Source organism: Microbacterium sp. 67-17 (assembly GCF_001898325.1).
Taxonomy (GTDB): Bacteria; Actinomycetota; Actinomycetes; order Actinomycetales; family Microbacteriaceae; genus Microbacterium; species Microbacterium schleiferi.
This window is the reverse complement of record NZ_MKTR01000024.1, coordinates 213,524-227,655: the sequence shown is the minus strand read 5'-3', so window position 1 is coordinate 227,655 and position 14,132 is coordinate 213,524. Positions and strand designations below refer to the sequence as shown.

The window sequence follows — 14,132 nt, the reverse complement described above, 5'->3', positions numbered from 1 at the left end:
GCGCCGAAACACTACAGCCATGTGCTCGACGTGGAGAGGGCGATCCTGTGGATCAGTGATGAGCCGCCTGTGCGGCGCGCAGCGTTGAAATTACCTGGTCGCGCAGCTCCTCGGGAGCTGTCTCCTTGCACGCTCGTGCGACAGCCTCGGTCAGAGTGGTTGCTACGAGCGCCTCCTCGCGGCAGGCCGGGCAGTGCTCGAGATGCTCTCGAATGTCGGCATGCTCGGTCTTGCATACCTCGTTTCGCAGGTACTCCTCCAAGTCCCGCGTGGCCTTTGCGCAGCCGCAGTCAGTCATGTGTCGCTCCTCGAGGCGGCGACCGAGATGCCCCGCTCGGTCGCATATTCGGCCAGCAGCTCCCGCAGCATCCGCCTGCCACGATGCAGACGGCTCATCACGGTGCCGATGGGGGTTTTCATGATGTCGGCGATCTCCTGATACGCGAAGCCTTCGACGTCGGCGAGGTAGACCGCGAGACGGAAGTCCTCGGGAATCGACTGCAGCGCGTCCTTCACGATGGATGCCGGCATGTGGTCGATCGCTTCGGCTTCCGCCGACCGCGTACGCGTTGAGGTCGTGGACTCTGCCCCGCCGAGCTGCCAGTCTTCGAGATCCTCGATAGCGCTCTGGTAGGGTTCCCGCTGCTTCTTGCGGTACGTGTTGATGTACGCGTTCGTCAGGATGCGGTAAAGCCATGCTTTCAGGTTCGTTCCCTGTGTGAAGCTCGACCATGAGGCGTAGGCCTTGACGAAGGTCTCCTGCACAAGATCTGCAGCATCTGCCGGGTTGCGCGTCATTCGCATCGCAGCTGCATAGAGCTGGTCCATGAACGGCAGGGCCTGCTCTTCGAACTGCGTGCGCGGGTCGGCCGGCGCGTCGGCCTGTTCAGTCATCACGCGCCAGTCTACGTCCGGCGCCATAGCGATCGTCATCGGGCTCCTTCCGTCCCTCATTAGGCTAGGAACCGATGAGCGGCCAGAGATATTCCACCCCGACCGGTTCCGGAGAATCCGGCTGGTCAGCTCCGCGCGCGGTGGAAGCGGTCGCCGCCCGTCTGGCGGTCCCAGGATCCAAGTCGCTGACGAATCGCGAACTGATCCTCTCGGCGATTGCCGATGCTCCGAGCACCCTCCACGCTCCGCTGCACTCCGACGACTCGGTGCGCATGGTGGCAGCATTGACGGCGCTGGGCGTCCAGGTGGAAGCCGTCGAGGGCGACAGCCCCTTCGGGCCTGACCTGGTCGTCACCCCTCCCAGCGCATCCGGATCGGTCGGCGCGACCTCTTCCGGGCTTCGCGGCGCGACAGTCGACTGCGGTCAAGCGGGCACTGTCATGAGGTTCATCGCGGGCATTGCTGGGCTGGCCGAGGGCGATGTGATGCTGACCGCGCACGAGAGCGCGCTGCACCGACCGATGGGAGCGATGATCAGGGCGCTTCGCGACGTGGGCGTCGATGTCGACGACGAGGGCCGCTGGGCGCTTCCCTTCCAGGTTCGCGGTCACGGCCACATCCGCGGCGGCGAAGTCGTGATCGACGCGAGCGCCTCCAGCCAGTTCGTGTCCGGGATGCTGCTCGCGGCGCCCCGTTTCGACACGGGTCTTCACCTCATTCATTCTGGGTCGCGGCTACCGAGCATGCCGCACATCGACATGACGATCGAATGCCTCGCGCACCGCGGTGTGCATGTCGAGCGGCCTTCCCCGCGCGAGTGGATCGTCCCGCCGCAGCCGCCCCGCGGCAAAGTCGTGGCCATCGAGCCCGACCTGTCCAACGCCGCCCCCTTCCTGGCAGCTGCCATGGTCACCGGCGGCACCGTCACGATCACCGGTTGGCCCGCGCACTCCACACAGCCAGGCGCGATGCTCGGGTCGATCCTGCACGACATGGGTGCCCGCGTCACGCGTCGTGGTGGGGCCCTCACCGTCGCTGCGGGCCGCGGCATCCGGGGTATCGAGATCGACTTGTCGGCAGCGAGCGAGCTGACGCCCACGATCGTCGGGCTTGCCGCCTTCGCCGCGGAACCGACGACGATCACCGGCGTGGGTCACATCCGCGGCCACGAAACCGACCGCATCGCAGCGCTCGTCGGAAACCTGCGCGCGCTCGGCGGTACCGCTGAAGAGCTCGAGGACGGTCTGCGCGTTATTCCCCAGCCGCTCCACGGTGGGGTGTGGAAAGCGTTCCACGATCACCGTATTGCCACAACCGGCGCTCTGATCGGTCTCGCCGTCGATGACGTCGTCGTCGATGACATCGGAACGACCGCGAAGACCATGCCGCAGTTCCCCGACCTGTGGACCTCGATGCTCGAAGGGAATGACGCGGAGTGAGTTGGCTCGGGGACATCGATGATGACGATGAACTCGGCATGGACGAGAGCGATATCCGCGTCAGGCCGAACCCCAAGGCCAACCGGCCGCGCACGAAGCGCCGCCCCAGCCACGCGGATGCCGAGATCGCACGGGTCCTGGGGGTAGACCGCGGCCGCTACGCGGTGCTCGTCGGCGAGGACACGGATGCCGAACGCCAGGTGACGGCCGCGCGGGCACGCGAGCTGCACCGCACCGCGATCGTCACCGGTGATCGCGTCCGGGTCGTGGGAGACACCTCGGGAGATGAGGGAACGCTCAGCAGGATCGTCGGGATCGAGCCGCGCACGTCTCTCCTGCGGCGAAGCGCCGACGACACCGATCAGGTGGAGCGCGTCATCGTCGCCAACGCCGATCAGATGCTCATCGTGATCGCCGCCGCAGATCCAGAGCCGCGCCCCCGCCTGGTCGACCGGTACCTCGTCGCCGCGTTGGATGCCGGCATCCGTCCCCTGATGGTCATCACGAAGACCGACCTGTCTGACCCGGCAGAGTTCCTGTCGCACTTTGCCGGACTCGACCTCGAGGTCTTCACCAGCGCGCGCTCGGACATCCCGCTCGAGCGGATCGGTGCCGCACTGGTTGGGCACAGCACCGTTTTCGTCGGACACTCCGGGGTGGGTAAGTCGACTCTCGTCAACGCTCTGGTTCCCGGCGCCGATCGCGCGACGGGACATGTCAACGAGGTCACCGGTCGGGGACGACACACATCGAGTTCCACGGTCTCATTGCGCTACGAGGCCCCCTCAGGCACGGGATGGGTCGTCGACACCCCCGGCGTACGCTCCTTCGGGCTCGGTCACGTCGATCCCGACAACATCCTGCGGGCATTCACCGACCTTGCCGAGGTCGCGCGGGAGTGTCCGCGTGGATGCACCCACCTGCCGGACGCGCCCGATTGCGCCATCTCGGAGGCTGTCGCGGCGGGACGCCTGGGTCCGGGGGCGGCAGCGCGGCTGGATTCACTGCAGCGGCTGCTCACGACCTTCGCAGATCGTCCTGAGCGCTGAGGACCCTGTCGAGAGCGCGGCGAGGAACGGGCGGCTCTAGGGTTGACGTATGACAGTGCGTCTAGAACCCGGTACCGCGGCCCCCGACTTCACCCTCGTGAACCAGGACGAGACGGATGTCTCACTTCACGATCTTCGGGGCACGGGCGTCATTCTTTTCTTCTACCCGCAGGCGATGACGCCGGGGTGCACGACGGAGGCTTGCGACTTCCGCGACAGTGTCGCGCCGCTTCGCAGCGCCGGGTACGTCGTGCTCGGCATCTCGCGCGACGCTCCCGCCAAGCTCCGGGCGTTCCGCGAACGCGACGCGCTCCCGTACGACCTGTTGAGCGACCCCGACCGTGCCGTCCACGAGGCCTACGGGGCGTGGGGCGAGAAGACGATGTACGGCAAGACGACGGAGGGGGTTCTGCGCTCGACCTTCGTCCTGGACGAGAACGGCGTCATCACGCACGCCCTCTACAACGTCAAGGCGACGGGGCACGTTGCCCGTATCCGCGGCCTGCTCGGTCTCTAGTTCGCCGAGTTGCAGCCCGCTGAGCCGCTGAGCCGCTGAGCCGCTCGGTGGCGCCGCTGACTACGCCGATTCACCGGAGCGACCGGCCTCCGAGTCCGCGCGCGCACTCGCGGCCGCGCCGCGAAGCGCTATCACCAGGAGCACGAGGGCGACGACCGCCGGGATGGCGATCACCACACCCGTGACCGGATGCGCGTACTGGCCCGTTGCAGCGCCGAGGGCGACGGCAAGGATCAGCAACTGCGTCACGATCGCTCCCGAGCGCCCCCACGACAACCCTCGCCACGTCGTGATACCGAACACTGCCACGATCGCGGCCCCGACCAGCGTCAGCACGATCAGGGCAATCGCGCTGTCGAGCGCCGCGGTGTCGCCGGCGATGACCGCAACGGCTTCCCAGGCCGCGAGCGCGCCGAGCCCCGCTGCTTCCAGCAGCACGATCGCGCCGGCCGCTCGAGCGGCAATCATCGAGCGCATCACTGCATTGACCTCCCGATCACTCTCGGCCCGCGCATGACGTTCTTACACCGTCCTCACGAATGAACCCTTGATTCGGGTGAACGGCTGTGGGACGATGGATAAAGCCGTGTGCTCCCACAAGGTCGTGGGACGAGACATCTTCTCGTACACCTCATAGAGTATCCGACCGCCCCCGTGGCCCGATGCTCATTCCCCATCAAGGAGCACCCCTATGGATTGGCGCGACAAGGCCGCCTGCTTGACTGTCGACCCCGAGCTGTTCTTCCCGGTAGGAAACACGGGTCCAGCGGTCGACCAGATTGAGAAGGCAAAATCCGTGTGCGCCCGGTGCACCGTCACCGAAATCTGCCTGCAGTACGCCCTGGAGTCCGGCCAGGACTCGGGTGTGTGGGGCGGCCTCTCCGAGGACGAGCGCCGCGCCCTCAAGCGCCGCGCTGCCCGCGCGCGCCGCGCCAGCTGACAACCTCGGTCGCGACGGCGTCAGGCGGTCGTCAATCGAGCGCGATGTAGCGCAACGGGATGTCGATCGTGACCTCCGTGCCGCTTCCGACGAGCGTGTGCCAATCGATCGTGCCGCCGAGTTCCCCCTGGATGAGGGTGCGCACGATCTGCGTACCCAGGCCCCGGCCGACCTGACCTTCCGGCAGGCCCACGCCGTTGTCGCGAACACGCACAAGGAGCCGTTCGGGGTCGCGCTCGGCCTCGATCTCGACATCGCCCTCTTTTCCAGCGAGGCCGTGCTCGACAGCGTTGGTCACCAACTCGGTGAGGGCCAGGGCCAGGGGCGTGGCGTACTCGCTCGGCAGGGTGCCGAAGCGCCCCACAGACCGAGTCCGCGCGCGCGTCGTCGGCGCGGCCGCGACTTCGGCGACGAGCTTGAGAACACGATCGAAGACATCGTCGAAATCGACGCGCTGCGTGAGTCCTTCAGACAGGGTGTCGTGCACGACAGCGATTGCAGACACACGACGCATCGCCTGCGTCAACGCTTCTCGGGCCTCCTCCGTGTGCGAACGACGGGCCTGAATGCGAAGGAGCGACGCGACTGTTTGCAGGTTGTTCTTGACCCGGTGGTGAATCTCGCGAATCGTCGCATCCTTGGTGATGAGCTCTTGCTCCTGGTGGCGCAGCTCCGTGACGTCGCGGCACAGGACGATCGCTCCGATGCGGGTCCCGTGATCACGGAGGGGGATCGTGCGCAGGCTCACCGTCACGCCGCGCGCCTCGATGTCGGCACGCCAGGGTGCGCGCCCCGTCACCACCAACGGAAGGGATTCGTCGAACTGGCGCTTCTCCGGAAGGATCTCCGTCGTCACCTCGACGAGCGACTCTCCCTCGAGCTCGTCTTCGAATCCCATCCGGTTGAACGCCGAGAGTGCGTTGGGGCTCGCGAACGTCACGGTCCCATCGACGTCGAGGCGCACGAGGCCATCCGAGGCCCGAGGAGCGCCCCGACGCGGAGCGGTTGGTGCACTGAGGTCGGGAAAGTCACCCGAGGCGACCATTCCGAACAGGTCATCCGCGCACTCGTTGAAGGTGATCTGCTGGCGCGAAGGAGTGCGCGTCTCACCGAGATTGGTGTGGCGGGTCAGGACTCCCACCGTCGTCCGCCCTGCGCCCGAACCCCGCACGATAGGGACCGCACGCACCCGGGTCGGGGTCTCTTCGAACCAGTCCGGAGATGCCGAGTCGACGATCATTCCCGAGAAGAACGCCTCGCGGATCTGGGTCCGCCACTGGGGGCGAACCGGATCACCAACGATGTCCCGGTAGAACAGAGTCGCAGCTCCGCTGGGGCGGGCGTGGCCGACAGCGACGAACGAGTCATCTGTCGTCGGAACCCAGATGACGATGTCGGCGAAGGCGAGATCGGCCAAGAGCTGACCATCCCCGGCCAGGCGGTGGAGCCATTCGACATCCGCGCCGGTGGAACGCCCCTGGGCATAGACGAGATCGCTGAGGGTCGACATCGTTTCAGCCTAGAGCCCTGGCGCGGCTGCTCGAACTACGCAGCTTTGCGAGTATCGACGGCGAGCGCCTCGCTCACAAAGCGCCGCACGGCGGACACGATCGGAGATCTCCGGGCAACATCCGCGATCGGGCGGGCGGCCAGGAGCGCGGCGTCGGCCGAGCGCGGATCTTGCGGCACGAACCATACGTCACGGATGCCGGCGAACCGGTCGAGACTTCGGCGCACCTGACCACGCGCGTCGATGCCCAGGGCGCCTGGGCGCAGCCGATTCGCGACCACCGCGATCGGTGTCGCTCCCACTGTCTCGCGTAGCTGCGCATAGCCGCGAACGAAACGGCTGATGCCGACAGGATCCGCAGCGGCCACGGCAACAATGAGATCAGCCTCCTGGAGTGCGGCGATCGTTGCGGCGTTGCGCCTGTCCCCCGCGAGATCACTCACGATCTCTTCGTCGCGGTCCAGCGGCGCCGCCACGTCGACGACAGTGACATCCGCCCATTCGCGGCATACCGCAAGTGCGGCGCGCACACGATCTTCACGCAATTCCGGCCAGCGCGATGGACGATTTATGCCGGTAAGAACCTGCGGCCCGCGACCGAGCCGCAGGGCGATTCGATCGAGTTCGGCGACATCCAGAGCGCCGCGGTTCACCTGGCGACATGCGGCGGCGAACCCCGGGCCTTCATCGGGGAGCCCCAGCGCCAACGCTATCGACGGCGCGTGGGAGTCGGCGTCGATCAAGGCGACGTCACGGTCGCGGGCGAGTTCCACCGCCAGCTCGATCGCGATCGTTGAGCGACCGGGCGACCCCGCCGGGCCCCATACGGCAATGACGCGTTGCCCGGCCCGCGGGGCGGGCGCGGCGGGCAGCGGGTCCCGGAGGGCGCGCACGAGCTCGCGACCGGAAGCGCGAGGCGACATCGGGACGCCGAGTCCGAATGCCTGAGCGATGCGCGCCGGCGCCTCTCCCTCACCCACCGGGACGATTCGGATCCCCTCCCGATCGCACACTGTCACGAGTTCACGCGTGAGCGTGTCGTGGCGCGCAGCGACGACGAGAAGGTCGAGCTCCTGATCGCCGGCGTCGCGGACTCCGCCGCGGGCAGCCGCGATCCCGGGGGCCGTCACCGGCACCGCCATCACGTCCCATCCGAGCCGCGAGAGCTCATCAGCCAGCCGTGTCGCGTGGGGCTCATCCAGCGCGATGAGAGTCCTCATTGCTGCCCCGGGGTCCAGGGGATGACCGAGAGCGCCGAACCATCGGCGATCGCGGCAAGCGCGGCTGCGACATCGGCTCGGGGGATCACCAGCTCGACCGCTGCCGTTCCCCCCGCCAGCGGTGAGTCGTCCCGGCTGACACTGACGACTGTCGCGTCAGCCACGAGAATGCGTGGCGTATCGAAGCGCGACTGATCCAGGCGCGGTGCTGCCCACAGCTCGACGGTCGATCCGGCCACGACAGATCCCGGCACCTCGGCAGCGCTGCGCACGACGACCGTCGTCGAACGCGTACTGTCATCGGTCACGAGGGCATCGGCGGGTACGAGCTCTCCGGCCGAGACCGTCCGAGCCGCAACGAGGCCGTCGCCGAGATCATCTGCCCCGAGGTAGGCGTCAGATGCAGTTCCCAGAGCAACGTCCACGACGGCAAGGTCGGTTGCGGCTACCGGCTCGCCGGGAACGATTGCACGGACGGCGACGTAGACAGGTTCGGTCTGACGCGCCACCGACACGATGAACCACACACCAACGACGGAAGCCAGAACCAGGATGATGCCGACAAGGAACCGTAGGTCGGCCCACGCGGGGCGCCGGGGCGTACGAGACGGGGAGAACATGCGAACCATGGTGGCCGAGGCACGCGAAAGGCTGCCGCGCTTATCCACAGCATGTGCTGCTGCGCCGCCCTGTCCGAGCCCGGCGTCATAATGGGGACATGCCCCATCCTCCCGCTGCCGACGCGCGCCTGTTGACGCCCTCGCAGGTCGCCGAAGTGCTCGCGATCGAGGTCGATGACGTGGTGGCTCTCGTCCTGGCCGGACAGCTCCGCGGGATGCGTGTGGGCGAGAGCGGGCAGTGGCGCATCGACGAGACGAGCGTCGAGGCCTACCTCGACGATCAGGTCGAGCAGACCCGCCGCATGGCACTGTGGCACCAGTCTCAAACCGCGAGCTTCCCCGAGCTGTGGGGCACCGGCGCCATTCGCAACCCCGACTGACCCACCAGGCTTCTCCCGGTCAGAGCCCCGAGTCCCCGGCTGCCACGACTAGCTGCGCGAGCGCGCCGAACGGAACCATCCGAAAGCCGGTCACCGCCGACGGATGCCGCGGGGTATCGAGGTCGTGAAGGGCAAGGTCGAAGTGATCGGCACCGGCCCGGTCCACCGTTCCGGTCAGGGAGTCGCCCCCGAACAGCTCGACCAGAACGGGAACGCGACGGCGCGCGAGGTCCCGCAGGACGAAACCCAGATCCAACCGCTCCCGGAGGGCTTGCCCCGCGTGCCCCGCGGCACTGTGTAGGAGGTCGGCGTGCGGCATCCGGAGCCCCGTGAGCCCAGCGAGCGGAACGATGCTCACTGACGACGGTCCTCGGTCGACCGCGAACCAGTCGGCACCAACCGCAACGACCCGCCCTTCGACACCGCCGCCACCAGTCAGGTGCGCCCCCACCTGAGCCTGGGCATCTCGCAGCACGAGAAGCCGATCCCGCAGCGATACGCGCGAGAGGCGCACCCGCTCGGACTCGGAGGCGAGGGCGGCGCGCTCGGCTTCCCACTCGGCGGATGCCTGAGCTTCGAGGTCATCGAACAGCCGGTCCCATCGCACGGGGCGAGCGTACGTCCCAGATGAGGAGTCGATGAGAAACTGTCCACAGCGAGGCCCCGACCCCCACCGAGCACCTGCCGTGTGCTCTACTTCTCGACATCCTGTTACCGGTCGAGAGTGAGATCTCATGGCGACGACGCATCCGAACTTCGCACGCGCGTACCGCGCGGCAGACGAAGCGGCCGAGCTGAACCAGTACTTCGCGCCACAGCGCACGAGCACCGCCGACCTCCCCGATCCCGAGACTTTCTTGCGCAACATCTCGCGTGGGGTCCTGGAGATCTTCGCGGGCGTTCGCGAGGTCGACCAACTCGCCAGGTGGTTGACCGAGGATGCGTATCGGAAACTCGTCACCCGGGCCAACCTCGCCGCCCGCGCACGAAGCGCCCGCGGCATCCCGGCGAAACGTCCCGTGCATCAGATCGTTTCCGTGCGCCACTCTTCTCCCGCCGACGGCATCGTCGAGGGCGTCGTCATCGTCCGTGGCCCCGCGCGCACCCGCGCGGTCGCCCTGCGCCTGGAGGGCATGGACGGTCGGTGGCGCACCACCTCGCTCGCCCTGCTGTGACGACGCCGGAAACGGCACCGCGCCCTATTGCCGGTACGACGAGAGGAAGTTGCCGAGCCGCTCGATCGCCTCGGTGAGCACTCGAGACTCGGGAAGCGTCACGATCCTCACGTGGTCAGGGGTCGGCCAGTTGAACCCCGTCCCCTGCACGAGCAGCACCTTCTCGGCGACAAGGAAGTCATACACGAGCTTCGCGTCATCCCGGATGTCGTAAACGTTCGGATCGAAGCGCGGGAAGGCGTACAGCGCCCCTTCCGGTTTGACGCAACTCACGCCCGGGATCGACTCCAGCGCCTCCCAGGCGGCATCCCGCTGCTCGTGCAAGCGTCCCGTGGGTGCGATCAACGCGTCGATCGACTGGACTCCCGACAGCGCAGCCTGCACGGCGTACTGCGCCGGAACATTCGGACAGAGCCGGGTCGAAGCCAGCAGGGTGATTCCCTCCAGGAAGCCGGCTGCGTGGTCCTTCGGCCCCGTGATCGCAAGCCACCCCGAGCGATAGCCCGCGACCCGGTAGGTCTTCGAGAGTCCGTTGAAGGTGAGCACCAGCAGATCCGGCGCGACAGCCGCCATCGGGATGTGCGTCGCATCGTCGAAAAGGATGCGGTCGTAGATCTCGTCAGCGAGGACCAGAAGAGAGTGCTCGCGGGCGATGTCGGCGATCTGTTCGAGGACTTCCCGCGTGTAGACGGCGCCGGTCGGGTTATTCGGGTTGATGACGACAATCGCCTTGGTGCGCTCGGTGATCTTCGAGCGGATGTCCTCGATGTCGGGCTGCCAGCCGTTCTGCTCATCGCTGAGGTAGTGAACCGGGGTCCCGCCACCCAGGCTCGTCATCGCCGTCCATAGCGGATAGTCGGGCGCCGGGATCAAGACCTCGTCGCCCTCGTCCAGGAGCGCCTGCATCGTCATCGTGATGAGCTCGGAGACGCCGTTGCCGAGGTAGACGTCATCCGGGTCGAGCGCGGGGAATCCGGGGACCTGCTCGTATCGGTACACGACGGCGAGCCGAGCCGACTTGATGCCGCGGCTGTCGCTGTAGCCGTGGGCCTCGGGGACCGCCTCGATCATGTCGCGCACGATCTGGAACGGAGCCTCGAAACCGAATGCTGCCGGGTTTCCCGTGTTCAGCTTGAGGATCCGGTGACCCTCGGCCTCAAGTCGATCGGCCTCGACCAGGGCCTGCCCCCGGATCTCGTAGAGGACGTGCTTGAGTTTGCTCGACTGGTCGAGCGGTCGGGGGTGGGTCATCCGTACAGGATAATGCCGCACCCGCCGGGCCACCTGACCGCGCGTGGCTCGCGCCCTGCGCTTACTTCTTCTTGTCGGCAGCGCGCCGCTGGGCACGGTTCAGCGGCGGCTGGGCCGCCTGCGCGGGCGCTTCGCCATCAGTGCGCTGACCGAACGCGCCTCGCGCGGCAGGAGTTGCCGGCGCGACCGGCGCTGCGGGCGCGGATGCCGCAGCCTGACGAGCCCGACTGGTCGCAGCCTGCTGCACCTGACCGCGTTCGTTGCGCACCTCGACCTCGCCAGCGTCGTTGGCCGCGGAATACTGCAGGCGCTGCCCCTCCACGGGCGCGATAGACAGACCCTTCGCCTCGACCTCGGCGGCCTTCTCGCCCTCGGCGCGGCGGACTTCGACCTCCAGGTTGTAGAGGTAGCCCACTGACTCTTCCTTGATCTGCCCCATCATCTGCTGGAACATCTGATAGCCCTCGCGCTGGTACTCGATGAGCGGATCACGCTGGGCCATCGCGCGCAGGCCGATGCCGTCCTTCAAGTAGTCCATCTCGTAGAGGTGGTCGCGCCAACGGCGGTCGACGACCTGAAGCACCACGCGCCGCTCGAGCTCGCGCATCGCAGCCTCGCCGAGGCTCTCTTCACGCTTCTGGTAGGCGATGCGAGCATCCGAGATGATCTCGCGCTTGAGCACCTCGGGGGTGACCTTGCCCTTGCTTCCGGACTCGGCGACGACCTCGTCGATCGTGAGAGAGACCGGATACAGCGTCTTGAGCTCGGTCCACAGGGCGTCGAAATCCCAGCTCTCGGTGTGCCCCGTACCCGTGTGATCGTCAATGAGGGTGCTGATGGCGTCCTCGATGAAGTGCTGGACCCGATCCGCGATGTCATCACCCTCGAGGATGTGGCGACGATCCGAATAGATCGCTTCACGCTGACGGTTGAGGACGTCGTCGTACTTCAGCACGTTCTTCCGCAGCTCGGCATTGCGGGCCTCCACCTGCGACTGTGCGCTCTTGATCGCACGCGAGACCATGCCGGACTCGATCGCGACGTCGTCGGGGAAGTTCGTGCGCGACAGGATGGCCTCGGCAGCCCCCGACTGGAACAGGCGCATGAGGTCGTCGGTCAAAGACAGGTAGAACCGACTCTCCCCCGGGTCACCCTGACGGCCCGACCGACCACGCAACTGGTTGTCGATGCGGCGCGACTCATGCCGTTCCGTACCGAGCACGTACAAGCCGCCGGCGGCAACGACCTTTTCAGCCTCTTCGGCGACGTGCTCGCGGGTGGACTGGTATACGGCATCCCACTCGGCCTCGTACTCGTCGGGCGTTTCCACCGGATCGAGACCCTTTGCCTTCATCTCTTGCACCGCGAGGAATTCAGCGTTCCCACCGAGCATGATGTCGGTTCCACGCCCTGCCATGTTCGTTGCGACAGTCACGGCACCCAATCGCCCGGCGCGGGCCACGATCTCGGCTTCCCGCGCGTGGTTCTTCGCGTTGAGCACCTCGTGCTTGATGCCCTTCTTCGCGAGCAGGCGCGACAGGTACTCGCTCTTTTCCACCGAGACGGTACCGACGAGCACCGGCTGCCCCGACTCGTGGCGCTTCGCGATGTCCTCGACCACCTGTGCGAACTTCGCCGGCTCGTTCTTGTAGACGAGATCCGACTGATCCTTGCGGACCATCGGTTTGTTCGTGGGGATTGCGACGACACCCAGCTGATAGGTCGACATGAACTCGGCAGCCTCGGTCTCGGCGGTACCGGTCATGCCCGAGAGCTTGTCGTAGAGGCGGAAATAGTTCTGCAGCGTCACGGTCGCGAGCGTCTGGTTCTCGGCCTTGACCGGCACACCCTCCTTCGCCTCGATCGCCTGGTGGATGCCCTCGTTGTAGCGACGGCCGACCAGGATTCGGCCGGTGTGCTCATCGACGATCATCACTTCGTCGTTCATGACGACGTAGTCCGTGTCGCGCTTGAACAGGGCGAGCGCCTTGATCGAGTTGTTCAGGAACGAGATAAGCGGGGTGTTGACGGACTCGTAAAGGTTGTCGATCCCGAGGTAGTCCTCGACTTTCTCGATACCCGGCTCGAGCACACCGATCGTGCGCTTCTTCTCGTCGACCTCATAGTCGACGCCCGGCTCGAGAGTCCGAGCGATCTTTGCGAACTCGGCGAACCACCGGTTGGCCTCCCCTGCGGAGGGACCCGAGATGATCAGCGGCGTCCGGGCTTCGTCGATGAGGATCGAGTCGACCTCGTCGACGATTGCGAAGAAGTGTCCGCGCTGGACGAGATCCTCCCGGCGCCAGGCCATGTTGTCGCGGAGGTAGTCGAAGCCGAACTCGTTGTTCGTGCCGTACGTGATGTCTGCGAGGTACTGCTCCCGGCGCACCTCAGGGGTCTGTCCCGACACGATCGTGCCGGTCGTCATCCCGAGCGCCCGGTACACGCGCCCCATGAGATCGGCCTGATAGCTGGCGAGGAAGTCGTTGACCGTGATCACGTGCACGCCCTTGCCCGCGATCGCGTTCAAATAGGCGGGAAGCGTTGCCACCAGCGTCTTGCCCTCACCGGTCTTCATCTCCGCGATGTTGCCGAGGTGCAGCGCAGCGCCGCCCATCAGCTGCACGTCGTAGTGCCGCTGACCGATCGTCCGTTTTGCTGCCTCCCGCACGGCGGCGAAGGCCTCCGGCATCAGCTTGTCGAGCGTCTCACCGGCCTCGTAGCGGGCGCGAAACTCCGCAGTCTCGTCCCGCAGTTCGTCGTCGGTCAGCTGCGAGTACTCATCCTCGAGGGCGTTGACCGCCTTCGCAACCTGCTGCAAACGCCGCAGCAGCCGACCTTCGCCGGCACGCAGGAGTTTCTCGAGAGGATTGGCCACGGAAAGCTCTCCATCTGTCAACGGCGGCACCCGGAGTGCCGACCCGGCGCGAACCGCGCGCGGACATACCGACTCATGTTACCGGGCCGTGACCTTAGCGTGCGCTGGGTCCGCTCCCAGCGGAAGCGCTCACCCCCGCCGGCGGGGCGTGCACCCTGAGTCTCTCGGGGAAGACCCTGAAATGTCACCGACAGTCAGCCGGCATGCTTGGCCCGGCCAACAGTGCCGGGATAGGTTGCACGCGGGGGATCACACGAAG

15 protein-coding genes are annotated in these 14,132 nt (G+C 66.7%); 6 read left to right on the top strand and 9 right to left on the bottom strand.

The features are described 5' to 3' along the window. Window positions 1-52 precede the first annotated feature (52 nt). Together BGO47_RS10815 and BGO47_RS10810 are read right to left on the bottom strand one after the other, a co-directional pair. Window positions 53-298, bottom strand: a complete 246-nt coding sequence (locus tag BGO47_RS10815) for a zf-HC2 domain-containing protein (RefSeq protein ID WP_292711813.1) — start codon at window positions 296-298, stop codon at window positions 53-55. Next, window positions 295-894 carry a sigma-70 family RNA polymerase sigma factor gene (locus BGO47_RS10810; protein ID WP_292711812.1) on the bottom strand — a complete coding sequence of 200 codons (600 nt, stop codon included), beginning with the start codon at window positions 892-894 and terminating at the stop codon, window positions 295-297. Before BGO47_RS10810 ends, BGO47_RS10815 begins: the two co-directional genes overlap by 4 nt. A gap of 74 nt (window positions 895-968) precedes the next feature. Between BGO47_RS10810 and aroA the strand changes: the two genes are divergently transcribed. Genes aroA through bcp form a run of 3 tightly spaced genes read left to right on the top strand, consistent with a single transcriptional unit; the run spans window position 969 to window position 3,899 of the window. After that, window positions 969-2,333: a 3-phosphoshikimate 1-carboxyvinyltransferase gene (gene aroA, locus BGO47_RS10805; RefSeq protein ID WP_292711810.1), complete on the top strand. Its 1,365-nt coding sequence runs from the start codon at window positions 969-971 to the stop codon at window positions 2,331-2,333. Further along, window positions 2,330-3,382: a ribosome small subunit-dependent GTPase A gene (rsgA, locus tag BGO47_RS10800; RefSeq protein ID WP_292711808.1), complete on the top strand. Its 1,053-nt coding sequence runs from the start codon at window positions 2,330-2,332 to the stop codon at window positions 3,380-3,382. The genes aroA and rsgA overlap by 4 nt, the downstream gene beginning before the upstream one ends. A gap of 49 nt (window positions 3,383-3,431) precedes the next feature. Beyond that, on the top strand, window positions 3,432-3,899 hold the full coding sequence (gene bcp, locus BGO47_RS10795; RefSeq protein WP_292711806.1) for a thioredoxin-dependent thiol peroxidase: 468 nt from the start codon (window positions 3,432-3,434) through the stop codon (window positions 3,897-3,899). A 60-nt stretch (window positions 3,900-3,959) separates the two neighbouring features. On the opposite strand, the gene BGO47_RS10790 is transcribed toward bcp, so the two are convergent. Next, the gene (locus tag BGO47_RS10790; protein ID WP_292711805.1) at window positions 3,960-4,367 is read right to left on the bottom strand and encodes a histidine kinase; all 408 of its coding nucleotides are present in this window, start codon (window positions 4,365-4,367) and stop codon (window positions 3,960-3,962) included. A 223-nt stretch (window positions 4,368-4,590) separates the two neighbouring features. Between BGO47_RS10790 and BGO47_RS10785 the strand changes: the two genes are divergently transcribed. Next, window positions 4,591-4,839, top strand: a complete 249-nt coding sequence (locus BGO47_RS10785) for a WhiB family transcriptional regulator (protein WP_019182239.1) — start codon at window positions 4,591-4,593, stop codon at window positions 4,837-4,839. A 31-nt stretch (window positions 4,840-4,870) separates the two neighbouring features. On the opposite strand, the gene BGO47_RS10780 is transcribed toward BGO47_RS10785, so the two are convergent. The 3 genes from BGO47_RS10780 to BGO47_RS10770 are packed head-to-tail and all read right to left on the bottom strand — an operon-like array spanning window position 4,871 to window position 8,189. Beyond that, window positions 4,871-6,349 carry a PAS domain-containing sensor histidine kinase gene (locus BGO47_RS10780; protein WP_292711798.1) on the bottom strand — a complete coding sequence of 493 codons (1,479 nt, stop codon included), beginning with the start codon at window positions 6,347-6,349 and terminating at the stop codon, window positions 4,871-4,873. A 35-nt stretch (window positions 6,350-6,384) separates the two neighbouring features. Further along, window positions 6,385-7,569, bottom strand: a complete 1,185-nt coding sequence (locus BGO47_RS10775) for a hypothetical protein (protein WP_292711797.1) — start codon at window positions 7,567-7,569, stop codon at window positions 6,385-6,387. After that, window positions 7,566-8,189 carry an SAF domain-containing protein gene (locus tag BGO47_RS10770; protein WP_292711795.1) on the bottom strand — a complete coding sequence of 208 codons (624 nt, stop codon included), beginning with the start codon at window positions 8,187-8,189 and terminating at the stop codon, window positions 7,566-7,568. Before BGO47_RS10770 ends, BGO47_RS10775 begins: the two co-directional genes overlap by 4 nt. A gap of 98 nt (window positions 8,190-8,287) precedes the next feature. Here BGO47_RS10770 and BGO47_RS10765 point away from each other — a divergent pair, with 98 nt between their 5' ends. Next, window positions 8,288-8,569, top strand: coding sequence for a helix-turn-helix domain-containing protein (locus BGO47_RS10765; protein WP_292711794.1), 282 nt, complete (start codon window positions 8,288-8,290; stop codon window positions 8,567-8,569). Window positions 8,570-8,588: 19 nt separating this feature from the next. Here the strand turns inward: BGO47_RS10765 and BGO47_RS10760 are convergent, their stop codons facing one another. Continuing rightward, on the bottom strand, window positions 8,589-9,176 hold the full coding sequence (locus tag BGO47_RS10760; protein WP_292711792.1) for a hypothetical protein: 588 nt from the start codon (window positions 9,174-9,176) through the stop codon (window positions 8,589-8,591). A 127-nt stretch (window positions 9,177-9,303) separates the two neighbouring features. Between BGO47_RS10760 and BGO47_RS10755 the strand changes: the two genes are divergently transcribed. After that, window positions 9,304-9,744 (top strand): Rv3235 family protein, encoded by a 441-nt coding sequence (locus BGO47_RS10755; protein ID WP_292711790.1) that lies wholly within the window; start codon window positions 9,304-9,306, stop codon window positions 9,742-9,744. A 24-nt stretch (window positions 9,745-9,768) separates the two neighbouring features. On the opposite strand, the gene BGO47_RS10750 is transcribed toward BGO47_RS10755, so the two are convergent. Both BGO47_RS10750 and secA read right to left on the bottom strand, forming a co-directional pair. Then, a complete protein-coding gene (locus BGO47_RS10750) occupies window positions 9,769-10,995 on the bottom strand; it encodes a pyridoxal phosphate-dependent aminotransferase (protein ID WP_292711789.1) in 1,227 nt (408 codons plus the stop codon). Between the two features lie 61 nt (window positions 10,996-11,056). Continuing rightward, window positions 11,057-13,873, bottom strand: coding sequence for a preprotein translocase subunit SecA (gene secA, locus BGO47_RS10745; RefSeq protein ID WP_292711788.1), 2,817 nt, complete (start codon window positions 13,871-13,873; stop codon window positions 11,057-11,059). Window positions 13,874-14,132: the final 259 nt, after the last annotated feature.

Excerpts from the sequence above, each read along its gene's own strand:
- aroA (WP_292711810.1), top strand. The coding sequence starts at position 969 with ATGAGCGGCCAGAGATATTCCACCCCGACCGGTTCCGGAGAATCCGGC.
- BGO47_RS10765 (WP_292711794.1), top strand. The coding sequence starts at position 8,288 with ATGCCCCATCCTCCCGCTGCCGACGCGCGCCTGTTGACGCCCTCGCAG.
- BGO47_RS10775 (WP_292711797.1), bottom strand. The coding sequence starts at position 7,569 with ATGAGGACTCTCATCGCGCTGGATGAGCCCCACGCGACACGGCTGGCT.
- BGO47_RS10770 (WP_292711795.1), bottom strand. The coding sequence starts at position 8,189 with ATGTTCTCCCCGTCTCGTACGCCCCGGCGCCCCGCGTGGGCCGACCTA.
- BGO47_RS10815 (WP_292711813.1), bottom strand. The coding sequence starts at position 298 with ATGACTGACTGCGGCTGCGCAAAGGCCACGCGGGACTTGGAGGAGTAC.
- bcp (WP_292711806.1), top strand. The coding sequence starts at position 3,432 with ATGACAGTGCGTCTAGAACCCGGTACCGCGGCCCCCGACTTCACCCTC.
- BGO47_RS10810 (WP_292711812.1), bottom strand. The coding sequence starts at position 894 with ATGACTGAACAGGCCGACGCGCCGGCCGACCCGCGCACGCAGTTCGAA.
- BGO47_RS10785 (WP_019182239.1), top strand. The coding sequence starts at position 4,591 with ATGGATTGGCGCGACAAGGCCGCCTGCTTGACTGTCGACCCCGAGCTG.
- BGO47_RS10790 (WP_292711805.1), bottom strand. The coding sequence starts at position 4,367 with ATGATTGCCGCTCGAGCGGCCGGCGCGATCGTGCTGCTGGAAGCAGCG.
- BGO47_RS10755 (WP_292711790.1), top strand. The coding sequence starts at position 9,304 with ATGGCGACGACGCATCCGAACTTCGCACGCGCGTACCGCGCGGCAGAC.
- BGO47_RS10780 (WP_292711798.1), bottom strand. The coding sequence starts at position 6,349 with ATGTCGACCCTCAGCGATCTCGTCTATGCCCAGGGGCGTTCCACCGGC.
- BGO47_RS10750 (WP_292711789.1), bottom strand. The coding sequence starts at position 10,995 with ATGACCCACCCCCGACCGCTCGACCAGTCGAGCAAACTCAAGCACGTC.